This is a genomic window from Desulfoluna butyratoxydans, assembly GCF_900699765.1.
Classification (GTDB): domain Bacteria; phylum Desulfobacterota; class Desulfobacteria; order Desulfobacterales; family Desulfolunaceae; genus Desulfoluna; species Desulfoluna butyratoxydans.
The window spans coordinates 255550-279619 of record NZ_CAADHO010000007.1 but is presented as its reverse complement, the minus strand read 5'-3'; the positions used below and the strand labels follow the sequence as shown (position 1 = coordinate 279619).

Sequence of the window (24070 nt, the reverse complement as noted above, 5' to 3'; positions counted from 1 at the left end):
GGGCTCCCGCCTGTTTGCTGAAAAGCAATACCCTATAAGACCATCGAGTACCGAAAACCGGGCTTCTTGAACAAAGGATTGATGTGACCTTCGGTCACGAGCAATCCTTAATGTTATTGTAGGTGTTACCGAGTATGACATAAAAGAACTGGTGGCTGTCGAAGACGGCTTTCGAGAATCAGAGGCCAGTTGGTATGAATTGCTCGCAGGCTTGCGTTCTCGTAGCTTAACCGAGGGCCCGAAGTTGGCCGTGGGTGATGGTGCTCTTGGGTTCTGGAAGGCGCTTTCCAAATGCTACCCAGATGCAAAACATCAACGCTGTTGGGTGCATAAGACAGCCAACGTATTGAACAAGGTGCCGAAGACCATTCAGCCAAAAATCAAAGCGGCCCTTCATGAAATATAGATGGAGGAGACTCGGAAGGACGCCCAAAAGGCATTCGACGAAGCATTGTTTCGGTTTGAGCCCAAATATCCGAGCGCGATGAAATGCTTGAAGAAAAGCAGAAAGGAACTTCTGGCATTTTACGATTTCCCCGCGGAACACTGGGTCCACATACGGACAACAAACCCAATCAAGTCAACATTTGCGACAGTTCGGTTGCGGACGAACCGTACACGAAACTGTGGATCAAGAGAGACTACTCTGTCGATGGTTTTTAAGTTGTTGGAGTCAGCTCAAAAGCGGTGGCGACAAATCAAAGGCTTTCGGCTGCTTACATTAGTGGTCAACAACATCAAATTTAAAGATGGAATCAAAGTGACGGATCAATCAGAGGAGAATGCTGCTTAGACCCCGTACACCAGATTTGACAATAACTCCGTATATTGAAAACCTCGGTCTAAAATGATAAAGCGACCCAGGTTCGGTTTTTCTCTGCGAAAAACGCCATGTCCATATCACTTAGTACCAAGTTTTGTCATGCGCTCTCTAATACACCAAGCAAGGGTTCTTCGAAAGTATTGACCTATGATAATGGCAAGGTAAGGCCACTTTTCAAGGGTCCAAAAATATGCAATATCGGTTGTACAAACCTTATTGACCGCCACAAGGGTAAATCTTTCTGTCTAAAGCATTTTCATCAACAGTGATACTTATGGTTGCTGTTCGTTGTAACTCTTTATTTTTTTTGTCGTTTTTAGGCGTAACCAAGCTTTTTCATCAATCGTCATGTTTTGCACCAGGCTATTTCAGTACCTTTGGGTTAGAAATCTATTTATTACAGGTCGAATTGAAATGCCCCTACGGTTCAAAAAAAACATCAAAAGCACTAAGGCTTACCATCATAACTCGGCATAGTACGGAACAGGGTAAGTCTGCATTTGTTGCTGGATGAAGTCAGATTTTAGTTTGAATATTCGACAAAGAAGGCCGCACCCTATTTAGGATTTCACGTTTCATTTCAAGGCGTTTGTTTTCAGCCTTCAAGCGCTGAATCTCGAATTTCAAATCTTTCATAGGTAGGATGGACAAGCTTCTCGGGTCTTTTTTACCAAGTTCCCACAAACTAACCCCAATACCTAAATGTTAATGGATTGATGCCAAGACATCCGGCGGGTTCTGCTCCATTATAGCCTGCGACATTCACAAAGGTGTGACAGCATCATTTTCAAGTCCTTGAAAATATTTCTTTCGTACTGAGGCCTTGTTCATAGGAACCTCGCTAATACTTTTTACATGCCTTAGCAAGGTGTCCGTAAAATCTATACACATCATAAAGCTTTTAATGAACCATAGGATGTCCACAAGTTTTGTAACTCTCGGCTTCAGAACAATCATTTTTTAAACATAAAATTTTTGCTCTACATGAAACCTGATACGCTTCAGCTGGATAAACTTTATTTTTATTGAGCAAAGTTATTATTTCCTACTTATCTATAGCGAAAGTTTAAAAATTAAGTAACTACAATTTAATTTCACTTGACTGAAGCCGAAAGGCGGCTTTTTAGCACAGTTTCATAAACAAGACAAATCGTCATTCACCAGACGAACTAACTGCTTACGATCAACTTTATCATTTGCATTACGAGGAAACACATTAATTGCACTGATTTTTGTAGGTATCTCATATTCAGGTAGGCAACAAGCTAAGGCTGACCTAATGACACTAAGGTCTGGTAAGGAATCAGTCTCAACAAAACTATGCAACATATTATCCACAAATACAGTATATGAGTTACCATATCCAAGGCCAGAAATCGCTGAATCAATTTCACTCAATTCGACGCGGTTACCTCGAATCTTCACCTGTGTATCAATACGGTCTTTAAAGTACAATTGCCCATCTTCAATCTTACACCAATCACCAGTACGGTAATACCGCCTGGAGCCATCACTGGTCTGAACTATATTGAAGACTCTTTTGGTTTCTTCCTGATTATTCCAATAACCACGCGCAAGCTGAGGCCCTGAAAGAATTAGCTCGCCCTCGGTGGAGTCATCCCCGCCCATCAATTCCATCTCCATCCCATCTATTGCACTCCCCAATGCAATACTAGAACCAGAAAACATACGGTAGTTATCTACACTAAGGCAAATTAACGTACACGAAACTGTTGCCTCAGTTGGCCCATACGTATTATTAACCTGAACATACGGGTTGGCCGCAAATATCGCATCAAGATGTCTTTGGTAGAGAGGTTCTCCGCAAAAAGTTAATAGTCGAAGTGAATCAAAGTGCTTTGTAGTTACTTGTCGCGCGCGTATCATTAAATCGACAACACTAGGAACAGAGTTCCAAATAGTTAACTTGCAACGACGAATAAAATCCCCTGGCAGAAGCCTGTCAATTTTAGATGTTAGTGGACATAGTGTAGCGCCTGCACATAATGCCCCATAGATATCAAGCACGCTAAGATCAAATGCAATGTTAGGATGCTGAGACATTCGATCTTCCGCAGTAATCCCCATATCCCTTATTGCCCATCGAACGTAATGAGATAAACCCTCACGAGGAATCATAACTCCCTTAGGATCACCTGTCGAACCCGAAGTAAAAATAACATAAGCTAAATCGTGCGAAGAATATATAGTATTTAATGGCACTGTCGGTAATTCTTCGATATCGACAAATTTAATCCCCATCTCATTAAGTGGAAAATCCTTTGATAGTTCTTTGTTGCTTAATACTACATCCGGTGAAAACTGTCTTAGTATCTCAATATTACGCAAAACTGGCGAATTTACATTGGTCGGTGTATAATATCCTCCAACCATCAGAGTACCGAACATGGCCGCATAAGCATCTGCACACTGCGGTAAATGAATAAAGACCTTGGGATGGTCAGAAGCACTAGAAAGTGCTGCCGCTATACGAGATGCAACTCTCCCTAATTCTTCATAACTAACAGAGCAGTTGTCCTCAATAACCGCAGCATGGGAAGGTCTTTCCTTCACATTATCAAAGAATCTATCGACAATATCTCTCATTCATCCCCCTTTACAGGTTTCACTAAAACATATTGGTCATTACTCAGCATTTGTGAAACACAAGAATAAATTTTTTCTAATGACATGAAGTAACTTTTGCCGATAGGTGCCTGTACTATTGACATTTTTTTTTGCTTTGCCATCTCCAACTCAACCAGCGTAAGATTATTTTCATAGCGCCCTGGATGTATGTGCCCGTAATAATGACACGTCATGTTAAGCAATGAGCCACTCTGACACTTCCTTATGCGATTTAGTTTCAGCCAGTTACGATATGGGACACCAACCTCGGATTCTACATGATGCACAAAAGTTGCTCCTTCCTGAAAGCTGCATCCTAACATCAACAACTTAAAACCCAACCTTCGCATCACTGAAAATGACGACCCTTGCCCCATTGATTTACACGGGTCCGCTTCTACTACACGAGCGGCTAAAGGCCCCGTTGCCAAGTGGCCATGCAAAGGACTATCACTTCTTAAAACATCAGGTAATGTCCAAACGTACTCACTGAGTGCGCCCATCGCAACTGGAGGTGTGTTACGAGGATCATAAACATCTTGGGGTCCCAAGTTTAAAGTATACGCTGGAAAGACTAAAGTTCCTTCAGGCCCAACAATTTGCCTAAGAGCCTTGTAAACAATAGCTGCACCTCCTTTTATAAAGCCGAATGATAACAACTTCGAGTGTACAGAAACATTATGTCCGGTGTGCAAGCCAAGCGATTTGAGATGTCTAACGATTGAATCAAAATCACTATTTGGAATAGGCATAAAAACCTCTATTACTCTCTATAATTAAATAACTAACTCAAAATCGCTGTCCGTGAATCTTTCTTTTTGATTATTGCGCTCACTGTTGTCCAAAATAGGATTTGACCGGAAGTAAACCGCTGAGAATTTGAAAAGAAGCTCCTCATAAGGCATGGTTAAGTTTGCCAACAAAGACCTCCCCAAACAAGGAGTATATCAGTAGGACGTCATGCCAGCCTTTTCAGTCAAATCGTAGGCTTTTTTGACCGTAACCGGTTTGCTCGCTTAGTCTTCTTGACCACGACGCAGAAAGAGACGCAAAAGGCTGGGACCATTTTGTTTCCATGCTTTTCTGCCAAATAGCTCAAGCAAAAAGCCTCCGAGAAATATCTGGTGGTTTAACCTCCGCCAATGGCAAGTTGAGGCACGTTGGAATGAAACAATCCCAAAGCAAGTCGACACTGTCATATTCAAACCAGAAGCAGCCCTGGGAGATGTATAGAAGTCTCTTTTATGAAACCCTTGGTAAAGCACAGACCTGGCATAAGTTTCGATTTAAGCACAAATTATTGTCACTTGACAGTACAACAATTTCCCTTTGCCTAGTGCTGTTTCCATGGGCAAAATTTCGAAGAACAAAAGGTGCAGTTAAGCTGCATCTCTTTTTAGACCATGATGGCTACCTGCCAAGTTTTGTGCATATCACAACAGGTGACACGCATGATGTCACCGTAGCGAGCGAGAAATTTGAATATCGCCCCAGAATCAGTAGTGGCAATGGACCGAGCCTACAACGATTACAAGCTATTTTGTCGATGGAACTCAGGATCATGTCCATTTTGTAACAAGAACGAAAAGCAATGCCGCATATCGAGTCGTTGAGACAAGAGCGGTTCCAAAAAATCGAAATATTATCAATGACGGGGGTATTGATTGAGTTCACAGATAAGAAGTCTTATGAAAATGTCCTTACCGGCTTCGGAAAATTGTCGTCTTCGATATGGACCGATGGCAAATCGAGCTGTTATTCAAAACGATAAAGCAGAACCTGCGAATCAAAAAATTCGTTGGAACCTCCGAAAATGCCATGATGAGACAGAGTTGGACAACACTTATCGCTATGTTGATTATCAAGTCCCTTCAGGCAAAATCAAAATTTAGCTCGTCACTGTCAAATCTTGTTGCCTTTTTGAGGTGCAACCTGTTTACACACCGAAATTTGTGGGCTTGGATAGATCAACCATATGATGTTCTGCCACTTGAGCCTATGTCAGTACAGTTAATGCTCCCATTTACGTAAGCTGGAGAGCATGCAGAACAATGGGACTTGTTCTGCAGAATTTTAACAACATTCAATAATCACAGGGGTCTCTCGAAGAAAATTTTTCTTGGGGCGGCTATTTTGGACAGTAGTGTATTGCGCTATCATCCAAATTTTAAGTATCCTATTAGAACTTGAGAACTAAAAATATGGTAACTATTCAGTTTGCCTCCGTCGATTCGCTTTTTTGAAAAAAGCTCCGCAAAAGAACTTTCCGGGTGCTCACTCTCTTCGTTTTCTGCCCCTGCGGGGCCGCCGGAGGCATAAGCTGAATAGTTACAAATTATGTATCAATTTAAGTTTAATTTGTCGATTCCGGTATTGAGCAGTAGATCGATAAACTAACAGTTTTTGATTTCTCTATCAGATATGAAAGGATTCAAAATATTCGCAATTACGACTGCAATTTCAATTCTATTTTTGAATCGATGGTTATGAAACTTCACTATTTTGAGTTTTCCCCAAAGATTTTCGATAGGAGCATTATCGTAACAGTTTCCCTTTCGAATCATGAATTGTTTCATCACGAAAGCATCTATTATTGGCTGACTTCACTATCACAATACTGTCCACCTTGTCCTAAGCGATAAATAAACCTTTGAGGCAGACTATGCAAGGCATTGACCTTAAAAAACGACGGAAAAACCAAGTTTCACTCATGCGTTGTGCCATAGCATAGCCAAGATCTTTCCTTGCATGTGTCCTGATTCCTCCAAAGACAGCGCCATTCCTCAATTGTTAAAAGAAACCGACACTTATCAATCAAGGGTTTCGGATTCCGAGAATTCAAATTCCTACTTTATATTAAGGTTAGTGCAACAGGATAGTCATGATTTTAAGTTGTTATAATTTTAAAAGGGCTGCTTATGCTTACGGACTTTGTAAAGGCATGCAGCCGCTATTGCAATCTTTTTGGCTCATGCATCTTTCTGGTTTCCTTATGAACGATTTCAATTTCAAGCCACAACGGTGCAGCGTACTGGGGGGAATTCATAATGAGAATTCTTCATAAAAGCATAGAACCGACTGCGAGATAACCCAAAATTATGACAAAGTTAGTCCACAGGTTAATTGCCTCGCTCTCGCTTTATAAACAGTCACTCGAGCACGTCTCCTTCGGAAAGTACGCAGTAATGTTTTTTAAAATATCGCGTTCCAATTTGGCATTAGAAATCTCTCTTTTCACACGGGCAATTTCATTGCTCAACTACGTGAGAAACCTCTTCCCTATGCAACAAAACTCTGATTCCCTTCCTTATGAAGGCGAAACGAATTTTCAAATTGGCCATTGGATTGAATATATTGCTTGCGGCTAAGCCTTCTTCCTTGATAAGGCGAACGACCTTGTTCGGAATATTGGTCGTATGATACTTTTGAAGTTAGGACACCTCCTATCAATACTTTCATAACCAGCAGTATTAACAGAAGGTGTCCGCTCTTTGCAGCATAAATCAGTGTTCTATACTCTCGCGCGAAATGCGGGAACAGGAATAGGCCCATCTAACCAATCTTTCGGGTCCACACCGAGTTTCCTAGCAAGTTGTACCCGCTTAAAGGCATGGGCAAATGCTGAAAGGACTTTAGTTACCAACGATTCATCAAGTGTCGAAGAAATGTTAAACGTGGTAAGAATTAAGACGCCCCTGCGAGTAAGCTCTTGTATCCAAAGTGCTCGAGTAGCAGAGTCATCATTACCATTTTCGTCAATGAATGAAAAAATGGCCCAATGAGGGTGCCCGTAAATTTGAAATACGTCCTTTAGCCCTGCGGCTGCCGCCATCACCTGAGCACCATCAAATAATTTTGTTCCAGCAGCCGTCATGCGATGATAGGTATCACCAGACTCCAAAAGATCAAGTACTTTCATTGCAGCCGCCATCGCAGCGACATCTCCAGCAAAGGTAAAACTCACAAAAGCATCTTCAAATACTTTCATGACATCTTTACGCCCGACGATACAACTGATTGGCCACCCATTACCGATGGCCTTTCCAAAAGTTGCCAAGTCAGGCGTCACACCAAAAATTTTCTGAGCTCCACCTAAGCCGAAATGAAATCCAGAACATATCTCATCAAAAATTAACAATGCTCCGTGACGATGCGTAATTTCTTTTACCTTCTCTAAATAACCTTTATCTGGCCAATAAAAATTCACCGGTTCCATAATAACTGCAGCGAACTGATTCGGCATGCTCGATAGTAAGGTATCCAATGCTTCTGGATCATTGTAGGGAAAGGGGTGCGCTAACTTCCGAACGGCCCCTGGCACTCCAGCTGAACGTGATGTGGTTCCTATGAACCAGTCCTGCCATCCGTGGTATCCACAAACAGCAACGTGCTCGCGTTCAGTGTATGCCCGAGCGACACGAACAGCACCGGCAGTGGCATCAGAACCATTTTTTCCGAATCGTACCATTTCCGCACATGGAATTAGCCGGCATAACCGTTCAGCAAGTTGAACTTCAATTGGATGCGGAAGAGAAAAGCTGTGACCTTTTAATGCGCGTTCATGCGCAGCAAGATTTACTTCCTCATTGGCATATCCGAGAATATTGGGCAACAAACCCTGGATCAAATCCACATACTGATTTCCATCAACGTCAGTAACAACTGACCCTGCGCCGCTATCCAAAAAAATGGGAGTAACGCCTTTAATGTGGTGACGCCAGCTTTTGGAATATGTTTGAGCCGCACCTGGAATCACTTGATCGCTACGCTCAAGCCAAGAATAACTTTTCTTAAGATCAAGGGGGCAAGCAGCCTCTCCAGTAGCCTCTTTAAATAATGATAAATAGAAGCCTTCATTAATAATTGATGAACCCGGTACTGCGCTACTCTCTTTAACAGCTGTCATAATTTCCTCAAAAATAAATGGACCGGCGCCTTGCCGGTCTAGCCAAGACCATACACAACGAGCAAACTCAAGATCATCAAGATAATCAACCGACCAACGCTGTGGAGACTGAACAGGCGAGGAATGAAGAAAATCCAATCTTTTAATATTAGCCTTTCGGCGTATCCAAGGTGTCACATGCTCACGATCAGTTGCCATCTCGGCGTTAACAGAAGCCTGGCTTAGAACTTCGCGTGTGAACACTTCTACATCCTGTCCCTCGGGCCTTGTGTATGGACTTACATTGGATGCATAATCTACACCAGCATCTATAAATCCTTCAATAACTTCATCAACAGTATCCGGTGAATGCAAGGGGCAATCAGCTGTTATGCGCACAACTATATCAGCATCTGAAACATCTGCCGCCAGTACATACCGGCTGAGGACATCATCCTCAGGGCCTCGAACCACACGAAAGGCCTGAGTTTCGGCAAAGCCTGCAATTATATCATCCGATGAATCCTTACTTGTAGCGACTACAACTTCATCAAGCAACGTTGACCCTGATAATTGACGAAGAACGCGGTTCAGCAATGGTGTACCAGCCAAGTCCATCATAGTCTTGCCTGGCAATCGGGATGATCCCATTCTTGCCTGGACAACTGCCACAATTTTTGGTGTCTTCACTATGACACTACCTCATCAACTAAAGGATTGAGTGGATATTCACTTATAATACTCTTCTCTTCCATATACCATCTCGTTTCATGGACAAACTTCATAGAAGTGATTTCTGTTGCAACAATCAATTTATTCGATAAACTATTAATCAGTTTTGAAAGTTGAATAAATCTTTCGCTTCCGACAGGCGCCAGTATGCGCCCTAAAGGAACATGTGCCCACCCGGATTGTTTCTTTGGTAGAAATGATATTTTATTTTTTATATAGTCTCGAATCTGGAAGAGTGCAGCATCATGGTCATAACCTTTCGCAACTACGCATCCATCAGGATTGATTTGAACTCCATATATACTAAAGGTGAATGATGGGTGTAATTTTGAACTGATTGCCGATTGTATCGATTCAATATCAGATATACTCAATGCCCCTTCTGGCCACTTGAAAACACAGTATTCTAAGCCAAGATTCTTTGGTTTCACCCAGTAATGCAAACAATCATCCAAAATGTAAGAAATCTGTCTTTGTATTTGAACGAGCTTTTGAGAGAATTCGGCTGGAAAAGACAATCCCGAGAGCAATGCATATACCTCAAATTTCTTAGGTAGAGGTTCTCCAATTACCAAACTTTCTGGTGTAAAAAGTTTCTTTGAGATATCGAGGTTGGATTCAAGAAAATCTTCAGCACACCAAGTACTGTTTCCTACCGCATTATATGCTTTATTAAGATTTTTAAAGTGCGTAGATGAGGTCACTGACATTTTTGACTAAAACCTATATATATCTATCTATTATCGACTACAAATTCAACAGCAACTATACATGGACTTTCCCCAAATCGAGCATTGAAACTATATCCGACTGATTTAAGAGACATGCATCTGATCGAAGGGGTTGAGCCAATCGCTTCAGTTCATCATACTTTGCGTACTCATATTGAATATCGTCAGGCATTAGGTCAACTGTAGACGGTAAAACCACATATGTACTGCCTACTAAAACCGTTCGAGGAGCTTCTTCTTCCGTAACGAGTTCCTCATATAATTTTTCTCCTGGTTTTATACCGATCTCTGAATATTTAAAGGGACGATCACCATTTACAGCTTTTGCCAAGCTCATGATATCGCAACTCCCCATACTCCTGACAAATATCTCCCCGCCCGCCATGGATTCCGATGCATCTATACACAAATCTACGGCATCTGTCATGGTAAGAAAAAACCGTGTCATATCTTTTGAAGTAATGGTTAACGGTATATTCCTGTCTAATTGTCGTTTGAAGATCTGTAGAACCGATCCATTGGAATTTAAGACATTGCCAAACCGAACACATGCGAATTTGGTCTTATGGGCCCCAACAAAATGGTTTGCTGCTATGAACAACCTTTCTCCAAGTAGTTTTGTCGCTCCCATTGTACTCGTTGGATTCACAGCCTTGTCGCTGCTCGTAAGAACAACTCGCTCTACCCCGACCGAAAGTGCTGCTTCTATAACATTCTGAGTTCCGCGAATATTTGTTTGCATAGCCTCGAACGGATTGTACTCAGAAAGATAAACATGCTTCATGGCAGCGCAATGAAAGACAACTTCTACGCCATCCATAGCTCGGCGCAAGCGGTCCTCGTCTCTCACATTGCCCATAAAGAGCCTTAATCTGCCACCAACTTCGCCCAACTCTTGATCAAGTTTAAAGAGACCATCTTCACTTTGGTCCAAAGCACAAACAGTATGCCCATCTTCTACGAGCCGTCGAACCAACGCTGAACCGACAGACCCACACGCACCAGTTACAAGCACTCGAGATTTTTCAGAGATAATAGGTTTCTGTATATCATTATTTAACATGTTATTGACCATCCTAAATCAAATCCTCCCATTTTACATGCTCACCGGACTTAATACATCGTTTCAATTTCTTCCCTTTCAGATTACGTAACTCATATGGTGCAATGCCATCTGGTGGGCAGGGTCTAAGCACTGTTAAATCATCGTAATCCAACTCAGAGTTCACCTTGAGGTCGCGTACAGCACGAATGCATCGCCGCTGAGCAATAACAGTGTCGAGTTCATTGCTCTCCACTTTCTTTTGCCCGTCCCCTAATGCAGCCTCAAGTTCACGGGTTCGATCAACCATCTCTCTCCATGACATTGGCGTCATGGAAAATGGGTGATCAGGTCCCTCACGATCAATTGAGTCCGTAAAATGTTTTTCAATCACACGTGCGCCCAGAGCTACTGCTCCCAGAACCGCAACATGTCCGGGCGTATGATCACTGAGTCCTAAAACTACCCCTGGGTACTGAGCTTCATACTCACGTAGTACATTAAGTTGAAGACATGAAAAATTCTCAGGATTCACAGTGTAGTTGGTATTGCATTGGAGCAAAATTAAATCAGGTGTCAACTTTAAAGTCTCATTTACAGCCCGCTGAACATCCAGCATATCTGAAGCCCCTGTAGCCAAAAGTACAGGTTTCCCCTTTGATGCCATTCGGGTAATAATCTCGGGCCATGTGATGTCACCTGAACCAACCTTATAGGCTGAGATAAAAGGGTCTACATAATCGACAAGGTCAAGTGAGTAGGGACTTGTAAAGAAAGTAATTCCCGCTTCATCACAAGTTGTCTTGAGTACAGATGTCCAGTCCCGATTAAGCGATGCATCCTGATAAGTATCGAATACAGATTTCTTCCACAAAGCCTGATGAGATTGCCGGCGTCCTAACTGATTGAAACCTTCATCACTTACCAAGGTTTCTGCTGAATAATGTTGAAATTTTACTGCATCTGCCCCTGATTCCTTCGCGAGGTGAATGAGATCCTTTGCTCTGCTTAGATCACGGTCAAAATTGGAACCAATCTCCGCAATAAAATAGACTGGATCACTCAGACTAATTCTCTTTTTATCAATATGAATTACAGAAGAGGGTTTATGAACCATGTTGATCCTCCCAACTCCACCTCACAGCAGAGAGTTGTCTTGATTAGTTTCACAAGAATGTATGATGAAGTTAGACTGTTAAGATAGATGCCTACAGCATTTTTAGTGGCCAACTAAAAACAGACATGCGGGTTATTCTGGAAATTTAAGAGGCTTTTTAGCCTTAGGTCTGTAAGGCAGAGGTACCCCAAACAAAGTTGAATACAACAAGTTAGGGATTGTACTGAGTTATAGAATTGAGGACTACTTGCTGCCGGCAATAACGAATAGGAATTATCCAGCACTTTAAAGTGCTCATGTATTAATTCCGGTAGTATGTCAGAGACCGATAACTTAACTGTTTTTATTTTCTCATTCGATTGTAAAAAACATTGATGTATTCCGTAATCATGGCAGCGACTTTTTTTTATTCTCAAATATATGTTTTGAGTTTCCCGCATAGACTTCGGTGGGCGTATTGTCAAAGCAGTTGCCTTTCCGACTCATGAATTTCCGAATACCGAAGACAATCAACTTATCGCTAACTTTGCCAGTACAAAACTGGCTCCTCCGGTCTGAATGGTGTATAAGCCCAGAAAATGGCCTATACAGAGCGCAGGCCTTCAAGAGTGATAAGGATCAGGTTTCTGATCATACGCTGTGCCATTACTCAGGTTAGTTGCTTAGCCTTGGTGTCGTTTTTGTTGGCCACTACATTGTGGCATTGTGGTCATGAAGGACCGCATCTGCTTGAAACAGATGCCCATATCTACCCTCAGCTTTAGAACCTTAAAAGGATTGCATCAACCCTTCTGTCCATCAAATAGGACTGCAGCCTCTTGGGGCCATACATCTCTCTGATTTCCTTATGGCCGATTTGAATTTCAAAACCCAATCGAGCATCGCTCTGAAAGATATCAGAACAAGCCTTTTTGGGTAAAACCATAGAACCAGCTCAAGGCGAAAAAGTCCAAACACTGGACAATGAAGTCGCTCACGTTTGATAAACACGCACTTCAGAGCGATTCGTTCGCAAAATACGCAGCGGCCTTTTTGAGTATTGCGCGCCATCTTGACCTTGACCAGTTCTCGAGAGTAGGTTTGGGAATCACGGGGGGATACACTGCCTGGTGCCAGCCCCTCTTCTGTTATGAAGCGAACAACCTCTTCTCGGTGTTCATTGGAATATTTGCCGTATGCCGCTTTTGGCATGCGACACTTCATGTTTGCCCTGTAATAAATAGCAGTTCACTTGGTGTCCACTATCTCCGGCATAGACCAGTTTTTAGTTTCCGTTCGAAGCCCTATTAGCACAAACATGTCGGGTCTAATATGAAACCATTCGTAAGTAACATCCTCAACACCATGATGAAAAAACATGAATTTGACATAGCCATAGGAAAAAGCTACTTCCAGATGAGACAGTACAGGGATCCATAAAGGATTTAGACACGCCAGCAGTTAAAGAGGACTCGGTCTTTCATTACTTATAAATAGTAACAATTCATCATGAACTTTGCAATTCACGTATCTTTAAATACAAGGACGAACTTGTCGAAGCTAAAATATTAGCCCATCAACAAAAAAGAAAACTTGATTCCAGTGCACCCCGCATATCCGACAATATTCAAGTACTTAGCCACCGAGACCACTATAAACCATATTTTAACTATTATTGATAGTATGTTCTGTACCAATCGACAAAACTTTTAACACCTTCTTTGATCGTAGTAGAGGGCTTGAAACCTGTCTCTCTGATCAAATCATCAACATCTGCGTAGGTCTCGGCTACATCACCCTTTTGCATAGGAAGAAGATTCCGCTTGGCCTTTTTTCCTAAGGCTTTTTCGATTTCTAAAATGAAATCGTTCAAACATACGGAAGAATTGTTCCCGATATTATAAACCTTAAATGAAGTATACGAGGTTCCTGAATCGGGATTTTTACCATCCCACTCTGGGTTGGAGGCAGGAATACGCTTCAACACCCTAAACACACCTTCCACAATATCGTCAATGTAAGTAAAGTCTCTCCTCATATCCCCTTTATTAAATACATTAATGGGTTTTCCCTCAGTAATTGCTTTTGTAAATAGAAAAAGAGCCATATCAGGCCGACCCCATGGGCCATAGACAGTGAAAAATCGTAGTCCAGTACATGGAATGCCAAACAAATGACTGTATGAATGGGCCAACAATTCATTTGATTTTTTGGTGGCGGCATACAGAGATATCGGATGGTCAACATTGTGATGGACCGAAAAGGGCATGGTAGTGTTTGCTCCATACACAGAACTTGATGAAGCATAAAGAAAATGCTTCACACCGGTGTGTCTACACCCTTCAAGAAGATTAACAAATCCTACTAAATTGGAATCCACATAGGCATTGGGGTTTTCGAGGGAATAGCGCACACCGGCCTGGGCTGCCATGTTAATCACGGCCTCGAAAGCATGATTCTCAAAAAGCGATGCCGTCGCGTCTCGGTCAGAAATATCGGTCTTTATAAAAACAAAACGATCGTAACCATTCAAAATCGATAGTCGTGCTTTTTTTAGTTCGACATCGTAATAATTATTCAGATTATCAACTCCGACAACCTCAATGCCTTCTTCCAGCAACCTTTTTGAGAGGCTAAATCCGATGAAGCCAGCGGCTCCGGTAACCAAGCATTTTTTAGGCGTAAATACTTCCATCATCATTTATCTTCCAATTCCAATATAATGAAAACCGGCAGATTTAACAAACTCGGGAGAATACTGATTTCTCCCATCAAAAATGACATTGCCTGTCATTTCCTCTTGTAGCGCTTTGTAATCAGGCTGCCGAAACTGCTTCCACTCTGTCACAAGAACCATCGCATCAGCACCCGTGACAGCGTCATACTGATTTTGAGCGAGAATAAGTCTCTGTTCCTTTAAACAAGTAGGATCGAAGTACTCAAGAGCCTCCCCCATGGCTTGGGGATCATAGGCCCTGACCGTAGCTCCAGCTTCAATCAAACTAGTTATCAAGACAATCGAAGATGCTTCACGCATATCGTCAGTACCAGGTTTAAATGCAAGTCCCCAAATACCGAAACTCTTTCCTGAAAGATCCGAACCAAATTTTGACACGATCTTTTTGAACAAAACGTTCTTCTGCGATGCGTTTCTCGACTCAACAGCATCAAGAAGCGTCGGTTCAAAATCATTTTCACGGCTTGTCCGGATTAATGCTTTCACATCTTTTGGAAAACAAGAACCACCATACCCGCACCCCGGATAAATAAAGGAGTAGCCAATACGTGTATCAGACCCTATGCCTTTTCTGACGTTTTCTACATCGACACCAAGACGTTCACAAATGCATGCGATCTCGTTCATGAATGAAATTTTGGTTGCAAGCATGGAATTGGCTGCATACTTCGTCATCTCAGCATCCTTGATACCCATAACCTGAACTTTGTCATGGTTTCGATTGAAAGGGCTGTACAATTCCTTCATATAGCTTTCAGCCTTCTTTGACTCAATTCCAAGAATGATTCGATCCGGTTTCATGAAGTCGTTAACAGCATCGCCTTCCTTCAAAAACTCGGGGTTACTTACAACATCAAATTCAACTTCAGCTCCGCGATTTTCCAACACTTTATTTATCGTCGCCGTAACATGTTCCGCTGTTCCAACAGGGACAGTTGACTTATTGACAACAACTGTATAATCGTTCATGCATTTACCGATTTCAGAAGCAACGGCCAACACATGCTGTAGGTCTGCGGACCCATCCTCTTTCGGCGGTGTGCCCACGGCGATAAAGACAATAGAAGCATCTTTCATTGAGGCTTCCAGCGAGTCAGAAAAAAGCAAAAAACCATTCTTATAGTTGTCTTTAACGATCCCATCAAGACCGGGTTCATAAATTGGCAGAATTCCTCTTTCGAGATTCTCCAATTTTTTTCTATCAACATCTACGCATGTTACAGTATTGCCCATTTCTGAAAAACATGCACCGGTTACAAGCCCAACATATCCAGTTCCAACAACGGTAATTTTCATTTTCTATTCAAGTCCTATGAATTTTTATCAAGAAAATTGATATACCAACCCATTGATTCATCCAATCCTGCATCGACATTGTGGGTTGGCGTATACTCGAGAAAATCGGTCGCTTTTGAGATATCAGCCTGAGAGTGCTTTACATCCCCGGCCCTGAAATTCCGAAATAATGGCTCTACTTCTTCATGTTTTTTAACTGTTGAAAGGACTTTCTCCTGTATGGAACTAAACAATTGATTCAGAGTCGTCCGATCTCCCACCGCCACATTATAGACCTGATTCAAAGCATCGGTATTCTCTGCTACTGCGGCAAGTATATTGGCCTGTACAGCATTTTTGATATAGCAAAAGTCTCGGCTGGTTTCGCCATCTCCGTTAATAAAGACCGGCTCATCTTTTAGGAGCGCTGCAACCCATTTTGGAATTACTGCCGCATAGGCGCCATCGGGATCCTGCCGTGGCCCGAATATATTAAAATAGCGCAAACCTATGGTATTAAGCCCATATGATCTCGCAAACACGTCCGCATACAACTCATTCACATATTTGGTCACGGCATACGGAGATAAGGGCTTCCCAATATTCTCTTCAACCTTGGGAAGTGCCGGATGGTCACCATAGGTTGAGCTCGACGCAGCATAGACAAAATTCTTGACATTAGCGTCGCGGGCTGCAACCAGTATATTCAGAAAACCCGATATATTTATCTCATTTGTAGTGATGGGGTCCTCGAGAGAACGCGGAACGGAGCCCAATGCCGCTTGGTGCAAAACATAATCCACACCTTGACAGGCGTCATTACATACTGAGATATTTTGTATATCGCCTTCAATAAATCTGAATCGGTCCCACTGGTCTGGTGTAACGAGCCCTTTCACTTCGTCAAGGTTCCTCTGGAACCCCGTTACAAAATTATCGACTCCGACAACCCGCTGGTTGAGCCGTAGAAGATGCTCAAGTAAATTGGATCCGATAAAGCCTGCTACGCCAGTTATAAGCCATCTATATTCATTTTCAATTAGAATTCTCTTAACCTGATCAAATCGTGACACGAAAAATCACCGTATTATTTTTGAAAGATTTTTAATAAATCGATAATACTTAAGCTATTATTCTTTTACAGCCGTCCATCTGTTAATTCTGATGCGAGAAGGCACTTGACATCGTAGACAACATTGACATCTTTACCAAAAGCTCTGATATCTTGAATATTCTTAAATTCAGCATGCGCAACAGCTAAAACAATTGCGTCGTAATACCCCTGCTTCATCTCTTTTACAGGAGTAATACCGTATTCGTACTCGGCCTCTTCCGAATCTACCCAAGGGTCATACACATCAACGCGGGTATTGTAATCCTTAAACTCAGATATGATATCCACCACCCGTGTGTTGCGGAGGTCAGGGCAATTCTCTTTAAAGGTAAGCCCCATAATAAGAATATTGGCTTCTTCGACCTGAATTCGCTTTTTAACCATCAACTTGACGACCTGAGAGACAACGTAAGCCCCCATGCCATCATTAATTCGCCTGCCGGCCAGAATCACATCGGGATGGTAACCGATCTCCTGAGCCTTGAATGTAAGATAGTAAGGATCAACACCAATACAGTGCCCACCAACAAGACCGGGTCGAAACGGCAAAAAATTCCATTTAGTACCTGCTGCTTTCAGGACCTCTTCAGTATTGATACCCAGCTTGTTGAAAATGATTGAGAGTTCATTAATCAATGCGATGTTTAAGTCACGCTGGGTGTTCTCGATTACTTTTGCAGCCTCAGCCACACGGATAGAACTTGCTTTGTGGGTGCCGGCCTCAATAATTATCTTGTAGAGGGCATCTACAAAATCGGCAATATCCGGAGTTGAGCCCGAAGTTACTTTCAAAATATTAGTAACTCGGTGTTCCTTGTCGCCGGGGTTGATACGCTCAGGGCTGTACCCAACATAAAAGTCCTCATTAAATGTTAGGCCTGAGGACCGTTCCAACTCAGGAACACAGACTTCCTCTGTGGCGCCGGGGTAAACTGTGGATTCATAGATTACAAGATCACCCTTTTTCAATATCTTCCCGAGCATCTCACTGGCTTTCACAAGCGGTGTGAGGTCTGGCTGTTTGTGAGCATCAATCGGTGTGGGAACGGTCACGATGAATACATTGGAATCGTTCAGGGCCTCAATCTTTGAACCAAAGGTAAGTTTAACTGCCTGTTTAAGAAGTTCTGGTTCAACCTCAAGGGTAGAGTCATTACCGGCAGTAAGTTCTTCAACTCTCGCTTCATCGATATCAAAACCGATAACATCGATTTTTTTTCCGAATTCAACGGCAAGAGGAAGACCTACATAACCAAGGCCAACAATAGCAAGTTTGATTTCGTCAATATTTAGCATTATCACTCTCTATGAATAGCAAACAACAATTTAAAAATCTTTGTCATTGTGAGGCATTACATACTCAACCACAAATGCGGTAAAAACCATAACGAAAATGCCACAGACAAAGCTCATTAAAATAATGATTTTTCGATTCGGGCTAACATGATCATTATCAACAATCACAGGCACGATCTCTTTAAAGTTTTTAATATTCTGTATAGCAAGCATATCTTCATCTATACTTGACTGAATTTCTTTAACCAATTCGTTTGTGTATTGAAGTCTATCCTCAAGCGAACCGATCTCAGCACTGATCGATCTTTGCTCTCTCTTCAAATCTAAAAAGTATTGCCTATTCTGAATCACGAGGCTGTTATGAAAAAGTGCGTTTTGAAAGTTCACATTGGAAGATTTAGCTGAAGACAAATTTTTCAGTGGTTGAATAATAAATTTTTTTCTTTTTATTGATAAGTCTAAAATTTCTTTTTTACTATTATTATTCAGCTTCTGTAGTTCGACTATACTATACGCAATATTGTCTTGTTTTATTTTACATTCAGACAAAAACTCTTTATTATTTCTCACTCTTAACTGCAAATCCATAACAATAGAATTTACTCTGTCGTTATCTTTTTTTCGCAACTCAGAAATCAAGAGACTTAAAACAGCCTTTCCAAACTCTGGTACCGGTGTATCATAAGACATGCTTAGAGCATCGGAATTGTTAGGTATGGCCACTTTAAGTAAATTTTGAACATATGATAAATCTGGGTATTTATCTTGAAGATGTTTATTTATCTGAGCACTGAATTCTCCAGCGTCAAGCCGCCCCTTGTAGTTTACCAATTTTTTCGTAAAGGTAGCCATTGCCTCCGGTCTTTGAGAAATAATACCTGGCCTCACCAGTGTCTTAGCCCTGTATATATCAGGCATGGAAAGAACAACCGCTGTGGCAACCAGCACAATCAAAAGAACACCAATTCCGATAAATTTTTTACGAGCCCAGAGAGTCGCAAAGACCTCTCTTAAGTCAATTTCGTCATCAGGATAGGGCATTGCCTGGTAAGGCGGCATGGGGTGAGTGAATCGCTGGGGATCGTTGTTCGTTTCAGTAGTCATTCTCGATTCCATGCTTTGGAAGATTTGATATGTTGATTCTGAAAGCGATTGACATTTTTGTTGAGGTGTAAAGGTGCGCACATAGCTCCGCCCCTCCACTTACAGTAAGCGGATTTGAGAATCGGTGGGGTAGACTAAAGAAACATCGGCAGTTACCTGAGTCTGCTTGAGTTTTAAATCGTCATGACACTACTTCTCGGGGAAGCCAATGTCAACAGTTATACCTTCCCAACTACCATTATCAAAAGCGGGCTAAAAGGCAGCCGGTATTGCAGAGCATATACATATCACACCCACACAACCAGCTGGTTGAATTTCTGAGACAAACGGCACATTCGCAATCATTGTATACACAAACCAAAAAGACATTTTCCGAATATCACGAAGCAACTTCAATCACTGGATATTTCGAGCCACCGAGCCACAAAAAAAGAACGTCAGCAACACCTTTTATTTATTGTTTTGACAAGAGCGAGGACTTATCCTATCAACTAATGAGTTGCCCACAAATGAAAAATTTCACAAAGCGAATTTATTCTATTTCCGTAAAGGCGAGCATCGCAATGATCCTGACCATCAACCCAATGAACCCACAGCCCCGTAACGTCTCCCGAGTCGTGGACTGCTTGAAAAGCGGCGGGCTTATCGCCTACCCAACCGACACCCACTACGGTATCGGCTGTGACATCATGAACAAAAAGGCCATTGAGAAGGTCTACCTTCTTAAACAGAGGGACAAGAGCAAGCCCTTCAGCTTTATCTGTTCGGACCTGAAAGATATCAGTGACTATGCAAAGGTATCTAACTATGCGTACCGAATGTTGAAAAAGCTGCTGCCTGGGCCCTATACCTTTATCCTGGAGGGAACCAAGCTGGTCCCGAAAATGATGCTCACCAAGCGCAAGACCGCGGGGATCCGGGTTCCTGACAACCAGATATGCATGGAAATTATCAGGGAACTCGGCAACCCGATCCTTTCCACGTCAGCAGGGCTTCCTGATGAGGAGATTCTCAATAATGCTTGGATGATTGACGATACCTTCGGTCACCTGGTGGATATCGTCATTGATGGGGGGGATGTGCCGGAGGTAGATTCCAGCGTGGTATCGCTATTGAATGATGAGCCTGAGATCATCCGGGAAGGAGCTGGGGACGTGTCGATGTTTGAATAGACGAGTATTATACCGAAAAAATGCAGACCATGCCCGAAACCGAGAGTATCGGGCATGAGAGGCTCTCATCGTAGATTTAAATACAAAACACACACGCCGTATCCTCCAGCCCACCACCACCACCTAACTGCCACCCACCGCTTTATTGACCCATCCTGTACAAAAACGACGGCCCCACCTCCGAAGGCTGAAGCGCAGATGAAATCCGCACCGCCGCGTTATCCATAAGATAATCTATCATCTTCTCTTTGGGACGTGGGGGATAGATGGCCTCGGACATACCCTCGAGCCCTCCAAGCTCTGCGGCCCATTCCAGGGCATCTTCGAAATTGCCGAGGCGGTCCACAAGGCCAAGCGCCAGCGCCTCTTCACCTGTGTAGATGCGACCGTCAGCAAGCTTGGCCACCTCAGGCACTTCAAGTTCCCTGGCCTGGGCCACGTCACGCACAAACTGAGCATGGAGGGACGTGACGAGTTTCTGGAGATAGGCTCGCTCTTGTTCGGTCATTTCCCGGGTGGGCGACCCGGCATCCTTCATGTCACCGCTTTTGAAAACCACGGGTTCAAGGCCGATTTTATCCAAAATTTGGCGGAAATTGGTATAGCCCATAATGACCCCTATGCTCCCGGTGATCGTCCCGGAATTGGCCACGATGCCATCTGTGGCGGCGGCAGCGTAATAGCCGCCAGATGCGGCTACGCCACCCATGGAGGTAATGACCGGCTTGAGCTCACGGGTCTTCATGAGGGAGCGATAGATCTCCTGGGACGGACCGACCCCGCCACCGGGGGAGTTGATCCTCACCACAATGGCCTTGACCTCGTCGGCATCGCGAAAATATTTCAGGTCATCCAGCACCTGCTGGGAGTCGGAAATCACGCCCGTGATTTCCACCACCCCCACACCTTCTTCCAGCACAGGCGCCTCGGGAGCCAGGGAAATCATCACACCCACGCTGATCACAACAATGGTCGCGGAAAACATCCCCGTCAACATCAGGATAAAAAACAGAATTGGATGACGTCTTGAAAACATAGTTTCACCTTTTGCTATAAAAAGACCATTATAAGGGTGATAATAATTCTAAAAAGTCGACACACGTCAATCCCAGAGCCCTGCGCTTGGTTTCGGCTACTCGGCGGTGCGCACGGCGCACCCTACCTATACCTCGGCACCCGAGCGCATCGGATTTTGAAAAAGGGATAAATCATCGACACACAGGCAATCATATTAGGATACACTCCGTGCACCAAAATCAAAGCCCGTCATGCCCCGAACACCTTGGTAAAATAGAAACCTTGGGTGCCCCAGACACGGTGTACAGAGTTCACCCTACGGGCTGCCAACCTTTTGGGACGGCGTCATCAATAACACTCTATTGGCCCAAACAATGACAAAGCCCTACAAACACACCAAATTTCTGAGCCCTGCCCTTAATTTCGGCTACCCGGCGGCCCGGCCCTACCAAAACCTCGGCCTCCCAAAAGCATCGGCCACTGGGCATTGCGCCGGATAAAAAAAATGCCCCGGAAAGACTCACGTCATGACCGGGGCATTTTTCACACTTTTATCAGGCCCTCCTTAGAAAGCCTGCAGGCAGATCGTAAGGGATATGCCTACTCAGCAGCGTCATCACCGCCTTCTTCTTCGCCTTTCAGCTGATCCGCCAGGTTTTCGCGGAGGATCTCGCCGAAGTCAGAAGTGGGCTTCTTGGAGTTGCTGATGTATTCGCTCAGAATCGCCTTGTCGTCTTCCATCTCGAGACGCTTGATGGAGAGGCCGATACGACGCTCGTCACTGTTGATATTCATCACCTTGGCAACCAGAGAGTCGCCCACGTTGTAGGTGCCAACGGGGGTCTTGATCTTCTCTTTGCTGATCTCGGAAACGTGAACCAGGCCTTCGATACCCTCTTCCAGCTCAACAAACACGCCGAAGTCGGTCACATTGGTCACGGTACCGTTGATCTCGGTGCCCACGGCGTAACGCTCGCCAACGCTCTTCCAGGGATCTTCCTGGATCTGCTTGATGCCGAGAGAGAAACGCTCGCTCTGCTTGTCGATATCCAGAACAACCGCCTGCACCACATCGCCCTTCTTGTAAACTTCGGAGGGGTGCTTGATGCGCTTGGTCCAGGAGATATCTGAGATGTGGACCAGGCCGTCGATCTCGTCGTCGATGCCGATGAAAAGACCGAAGTCGGTGATGTTCTTGATCTTGCCTTCGATGATGGTACCCACGGGATACTTGTCGCTGATAACCTCCCAGGGGTTCTCCGCAACCTGCTTCATACCCAGAGAGATACGGCGGTTGTCGGGCTTGATGTCGAGAACAATGGCCTCGATCTCTTCGCCCACGGAGATGATCTTGGAAGGGTGACGGATCTTTCGGGTCCAGGACATTTCAGACACGTGAACGAGGCCTTCGATGCCCTCTTCGAGTTCAACGAATACACCGTAATCGGTGAGGCTGACCACGCGACCGCCCACTTTGGAGCCCACGGGGTACTTCTCTGCGGCAGATGCCCAGGGATCCTCGGAAAGCTGCTTCATACCCAGGGAGACACGCTCCTTCTCAAGATCGAAGGAGAGGATCTTCACGGTGATGTTGTCACCAACGGAGAAGAGCTCGGAAGGATGCTTGACACGGCCCCAAGAGATATCGGTGATGTGGAGGAGACCGTCCACGCCGCCGAGGTCCACGAAGACACCGTACTCGGTGATGTTCTTGACAACGCCGTCCATGACCTTTCCTTCCTCGATGGTCTCGAGGGTTTTGGAACGGGTCTTTTCACGTTCTTCCTCAAGGATAACCCTGCGGGAGAGGACGATGTTGCTGCGTTTTCTGTTGTACTTGAGAACCTTGAAGGTATAGGTCTTGCCAACCATCTCGTCGAGATTGCGGATGGGTCGCAGGTCGGCCTGGGACCCGGGAAGGAAAGCCTGAAGTCCAACGTCGACGGAGAAGCCACCCTTGACGCGGCTGGCGATAACACCTTCCACGGTGCCTTCTGCGTCGTAGATCTCTTTGATCTTCTCCCATACCTTGATCTTGGCCGCTTTGTCTTTGGAGAGGACAACACGCTCTTCCTCTTCGTCCCAAAGCTCAACCATGACCTCCACTTCATCGCCAATGGCAACGTTAACTTCGCCGTTCTCATTTTTGAATTCGTGGATGGAAATGAGACCTTCGGATTTGTATCCGACATCAACAAGGACGTAATCTTTGTCTACGGCAATGATCTTACCAATTGCGAGTTCGCCTTCGGAAAAAGATTTGAAGCTCTCCTCATAAAGTTTGAGAAAATCCTCGTAACTCTCTTCCCCGTCTGTGGTAAGATTACCGTCGATTGCATCACCAAAAAGATCTGTTTTCACTTCCCTATTACCCTTGGTTTCGTTTGTACTGAATGACATTAATATTAACCCCCTAAA

General features: G+C 43.8%; 15 protein-coding genes and 1 pseudogene. 3 read left to right on the top strand and 13 right to left on the bottom strand.

Annotation, left to right across the window (positions count from 1 at the left end):
* Positions 1–97: 97 nt before the first annotated feature.
* Positions 98–793, top strand: a pseudogene (locus MSL71_RS19175) (IS256 family transposase); the annotation flags it as partial.
* Between the two features lie 1164 nt (positions 794–1957).
* On the opposite strand, the gene MSL71_RS19170 reads toward MSL71_RS19175, so the two are convergent.
* The gene (locus tag MSL71_RS19170) at positions 1958–3430 is read right to left on the bottom strand and encodes an AMP-binding protein (RefSeq protein WP_180143512.1); all 1473 of its coding nucleotides are present in this window, start codon (positions 3428–3430) and stop codon (positions 1958–1960) included.
* Entirely contained in the window at positions 3427–4203 is a 777-nt protein-coding gene (locus MSL71_RS19165) for an AAC(3) family N-acetyltransferase (protein ID WP_180143510.1), read from the bottom strand. Before MSL71_RS19165 ends, MSL71_RS19170 begins: the two co-directional genes overlap by 4 nt.
* Positions 4204–4526: 323 nt before the next feature.
* On the opposite strand from MSL71_RS19165, the gene MSL71_RS26540 reads away from it, so the two are divergent.
* Positions 4527–5027, top strand: a complete 501-nt coding sequence (locus tag MSL71_RS26540) for a DUF4372 domain-containing protein (RefSeq protein WP_246317832.1) — start codon at positions 4527–4529, stop codon at positions 5025–5027.
* Positions 5028–6962: 1935 nt separating this feature from the next.
* On the opposite strand, the gene MSL71_RS19155 is transcribed toward MSL71_RS26540, so the two are convergent.
* The 9 genes from MSL71_RS19155 to MSL71_RS19115 all read right to left on the bottom strand — a co-directional run bounded on the left by MSL71_RS19155 (position 6963) and on the right by MSL71_RS19115 (position 19463).
* The gene (locus MSL71_RS19155) at positions 6963–9026 is read right to left on the bottom strand and encodes an aminotransferase class III-fold pyridoxal phosphate-dependent enzyme (RefSeq protein ID WP_180143507.1); all 2064 of its coding nucleotides are present in this window, start codon (positions 9024–9026) and stop codon (positions 6963–6965) included.
* Entirely contained in the window at positions 9026–9778 is a 753-nt protein-coding gene (locus MSL71_RS19150; RefSeq protein WP_180143505.1) for a hypothetical protein, read from the bottom strand. Before MSL71_RS19150 ends, MSL71_RS19155 begins: the two co-directional genes overlap by 1 nt.
* A 55-nt stretch (positions 9779–9833) precedes the next feature.
* Positions 9834–10862 carry an SDR family NAD(P)-dependent oxidoreductase gene (locus MSL71_RS19145; RefSeq protein ID WP_180143503.1) on the bottom strand — a complete coding sequence of 343 codons (1029 nt, stop codon included), beginning with the start codon at positions 10860–10862 and terminating at the stop codon, positions 9834–9836.
* A 13-nt stretch (positions 10863–10875) separates the two neighbouring features.
* On the bottom strand, positions 10876–11958 hold the full coding sequence (locus tag MSL71_RS19140; protein ID WP_180143501.1) for an N-acetylneuraminate synthase family protein: 1083 nt from the start codon (positions 11956–11958) through the stop codon (positions 10876–10878).
* A gap of 1651 nt (positions 11959–13609) precedes the next feature.
* Positions 13610–14638 (bottom strand): NAD-dependent epimerase, encoded by a 1029-nt coding sequence (locus MSL71_RS19135; RefSeq protein ID WP_281374534.1) that lies wholly within the window; start codon positions 14636–14638, stop codon positions 13610–13612.
* Positions 14639–15970 carry a UDP-glucose dehydrogenase family protein gene (locus MSL71_RS19130; protein WP_180143499.1) on the bottom strand — a complete coding sequence of 444 codons (1332 nt, stop codon included), beginning with the start codon at positions 15968–15970 and terminating at the stop codon, positions 14639–14641.
* A 14-nt stretch (positions 15971–15984) separates the two neighbouring features.
* Positions 15985–17022: an NAD-dependent epimerase/dehydratase family protein gene (locus tag MSL71_RS19125; RefSeq protein WP_180143497.1), complete on the bottom strand. Its 1038-nt coding sequence runs from the start codon at positions 17020–17022 to the stop codon at positions 15985–15987.
* Between the two features lie 65 nt (positions 17023–17087).
* Positions 17088–18359, bottom strand: coding sequence for a Vi polysaccharide biosynthesis UDP-N-acetylglucosamine C-6 dehydrogenase TviB (gene tviB / locus MSL71_RS19120; protein ID WP_180143495.1), 1272 nt, complete (start codon positions 18357–18359; stop codon positions 17088–17090).
* A 30-nt stretch (positions 18360–18389) separates the two neighbouring features.
* Positions 18390–19463 carry a Wzz/FepE/Etk N-terminal domain-containing protein gene (locus MSL71_RS19115; RefSeq protein ID WP_180143493.1) on the bottom strand — a complete coding sequence of 358 codons (1074 nt, stop codon included), beginning with the start codon at positions 19461–19463 and terminating at the stop codon, positions 18390–18392.
* Between the two features lie 563 nt (positions 19464–20026).
* On the opposite strand from MSL71_RS19115, the gene MSL71_RS19110 reads away from it, so the two are divergent.
* Complete coding sequence (locus MSL71_RS19110; protein WP_180143491.1) at positions 20027–20635, top strand: L-threonylcarbamoyladenylate synthase; 609 nt, start codon at positions 20027–20029, stop codon at positions 20633–20635.
* A 142-nt stretch (positions 20636–20777) separates the two neighbouring features.
* Here MSL71_RS19110 and sppA read toward each other — a convergent pair whose 3' ends face one another.
* Positions 20778–21620, bottom strand: a complete 843-nt coding sequence (gene sppA / locus MSL71_RS19105) for a signal peptide peptidase SppA (RefSeq protein WP_180143489.1) — start codon at positions 21618–21620, stop codon at positions 20778–20780.
* A 632-nt stretch (positions 21621–22252) separates the two neighbouring features.
* On the bottom strand, positions 22253–24052 hold the full coding sequence (locus MSL71_RS19100) for a 30S ribosomal protein S1 (RefSeq protein WP_180143487.1): 1800 nt from the start codon (positions 24050–24052) through the stop codon (positions 22253–22255).
* Between the last annotated feature and the right edge of the window lie 18 nt (positions 24053–24070).

Coding starts and splice junctions, on each gene's coding strand:
- MSL71_RS19170 (WP_180143512.1), bottom strand. CDS start 3,430: ATGAGAGATATTGTCGATAGATTCTTTGATAATGTGAAGGAAAGACCT.
- MSL71_RS19165 (WP_180143510.1), bottom strand. CDS start 4,203: ATGCCTATTCCAAATAGTGATTTTGATTCAATCGTTAGACATCTCAAA.
- MSL71_RS26540 (WP_246317832.1), top strand. CDS start 4,527: ATGCTTTTCTGCCAAATAGCTCAAGCAAAAAGCCTCCGAGAAATATCT.
- MSL71_RS19150 (WP_180143505.1), bottom strand. CDS start 9,778: ATGTCAGTGACCTCATCTACGCACTTTAAAAATCTTAATAAAGCATAT.
- MSL71_RS19145 (WP_180143503.1), bottom strand. CDS start 10,862: ATGTTAAATAATGATATACAGAAACCTATTATCTCTGAAAAATCTCGA.
- MSL71_RS19140 (WP_180143501.1), bottom strand. CDS start 11,958: ATGGTTCATAAACCCTCTTCTGTAATTCATATTGATAAAAAGAGAATT.
- MSL71_RS19135 (WP_281374534.1), bottom strand. CDS start 14,638: ATGATGATGGAAGTATTTACGCCTAAAAAATGCTTGGTTACCGGAGCC.
- MSL71_RS19130 (WP_180143499.1), bottom strand. CDS start 15,970: ATGAAAATTACCGTTGTTGGAACTGGATATGTTGGGCTTGTAACCGGT.
- tviB (WP_180143495.1), bottom strand. CDS start 18,359: ATGCTAAATATTGACGAAATCAAACTTGCTATTGTTGGCCTTGGTTAT.
- MSL71_RS19115 (WP_180143493.1), bottom strand. CDS start 19,463: ATGACTACTGAAACGAACAACGATCCCCAGCGATTCACTCACCCCATG.
- MSL71_RS19110 (WP_180143491.1), top strand. CDS start 20,027: ATGATCCTGACCATCAACCCAATGAACCCACAGCCCCGTAACGTCTCC.
- sppA (WP_180143489.1), bottom strand. CDS start 21,620: ATGTTTTCCGCGACCATTGTTGTGATCAGCGTGGGTGTGATGATTTCC.
- MSL71_RS19100 (WP_180143487.1), bottom strand. CDS start 24,052: ATGTCATTCAGTACAAACGAAACCAAGGGTAATAGGGAAGTGAAAACA.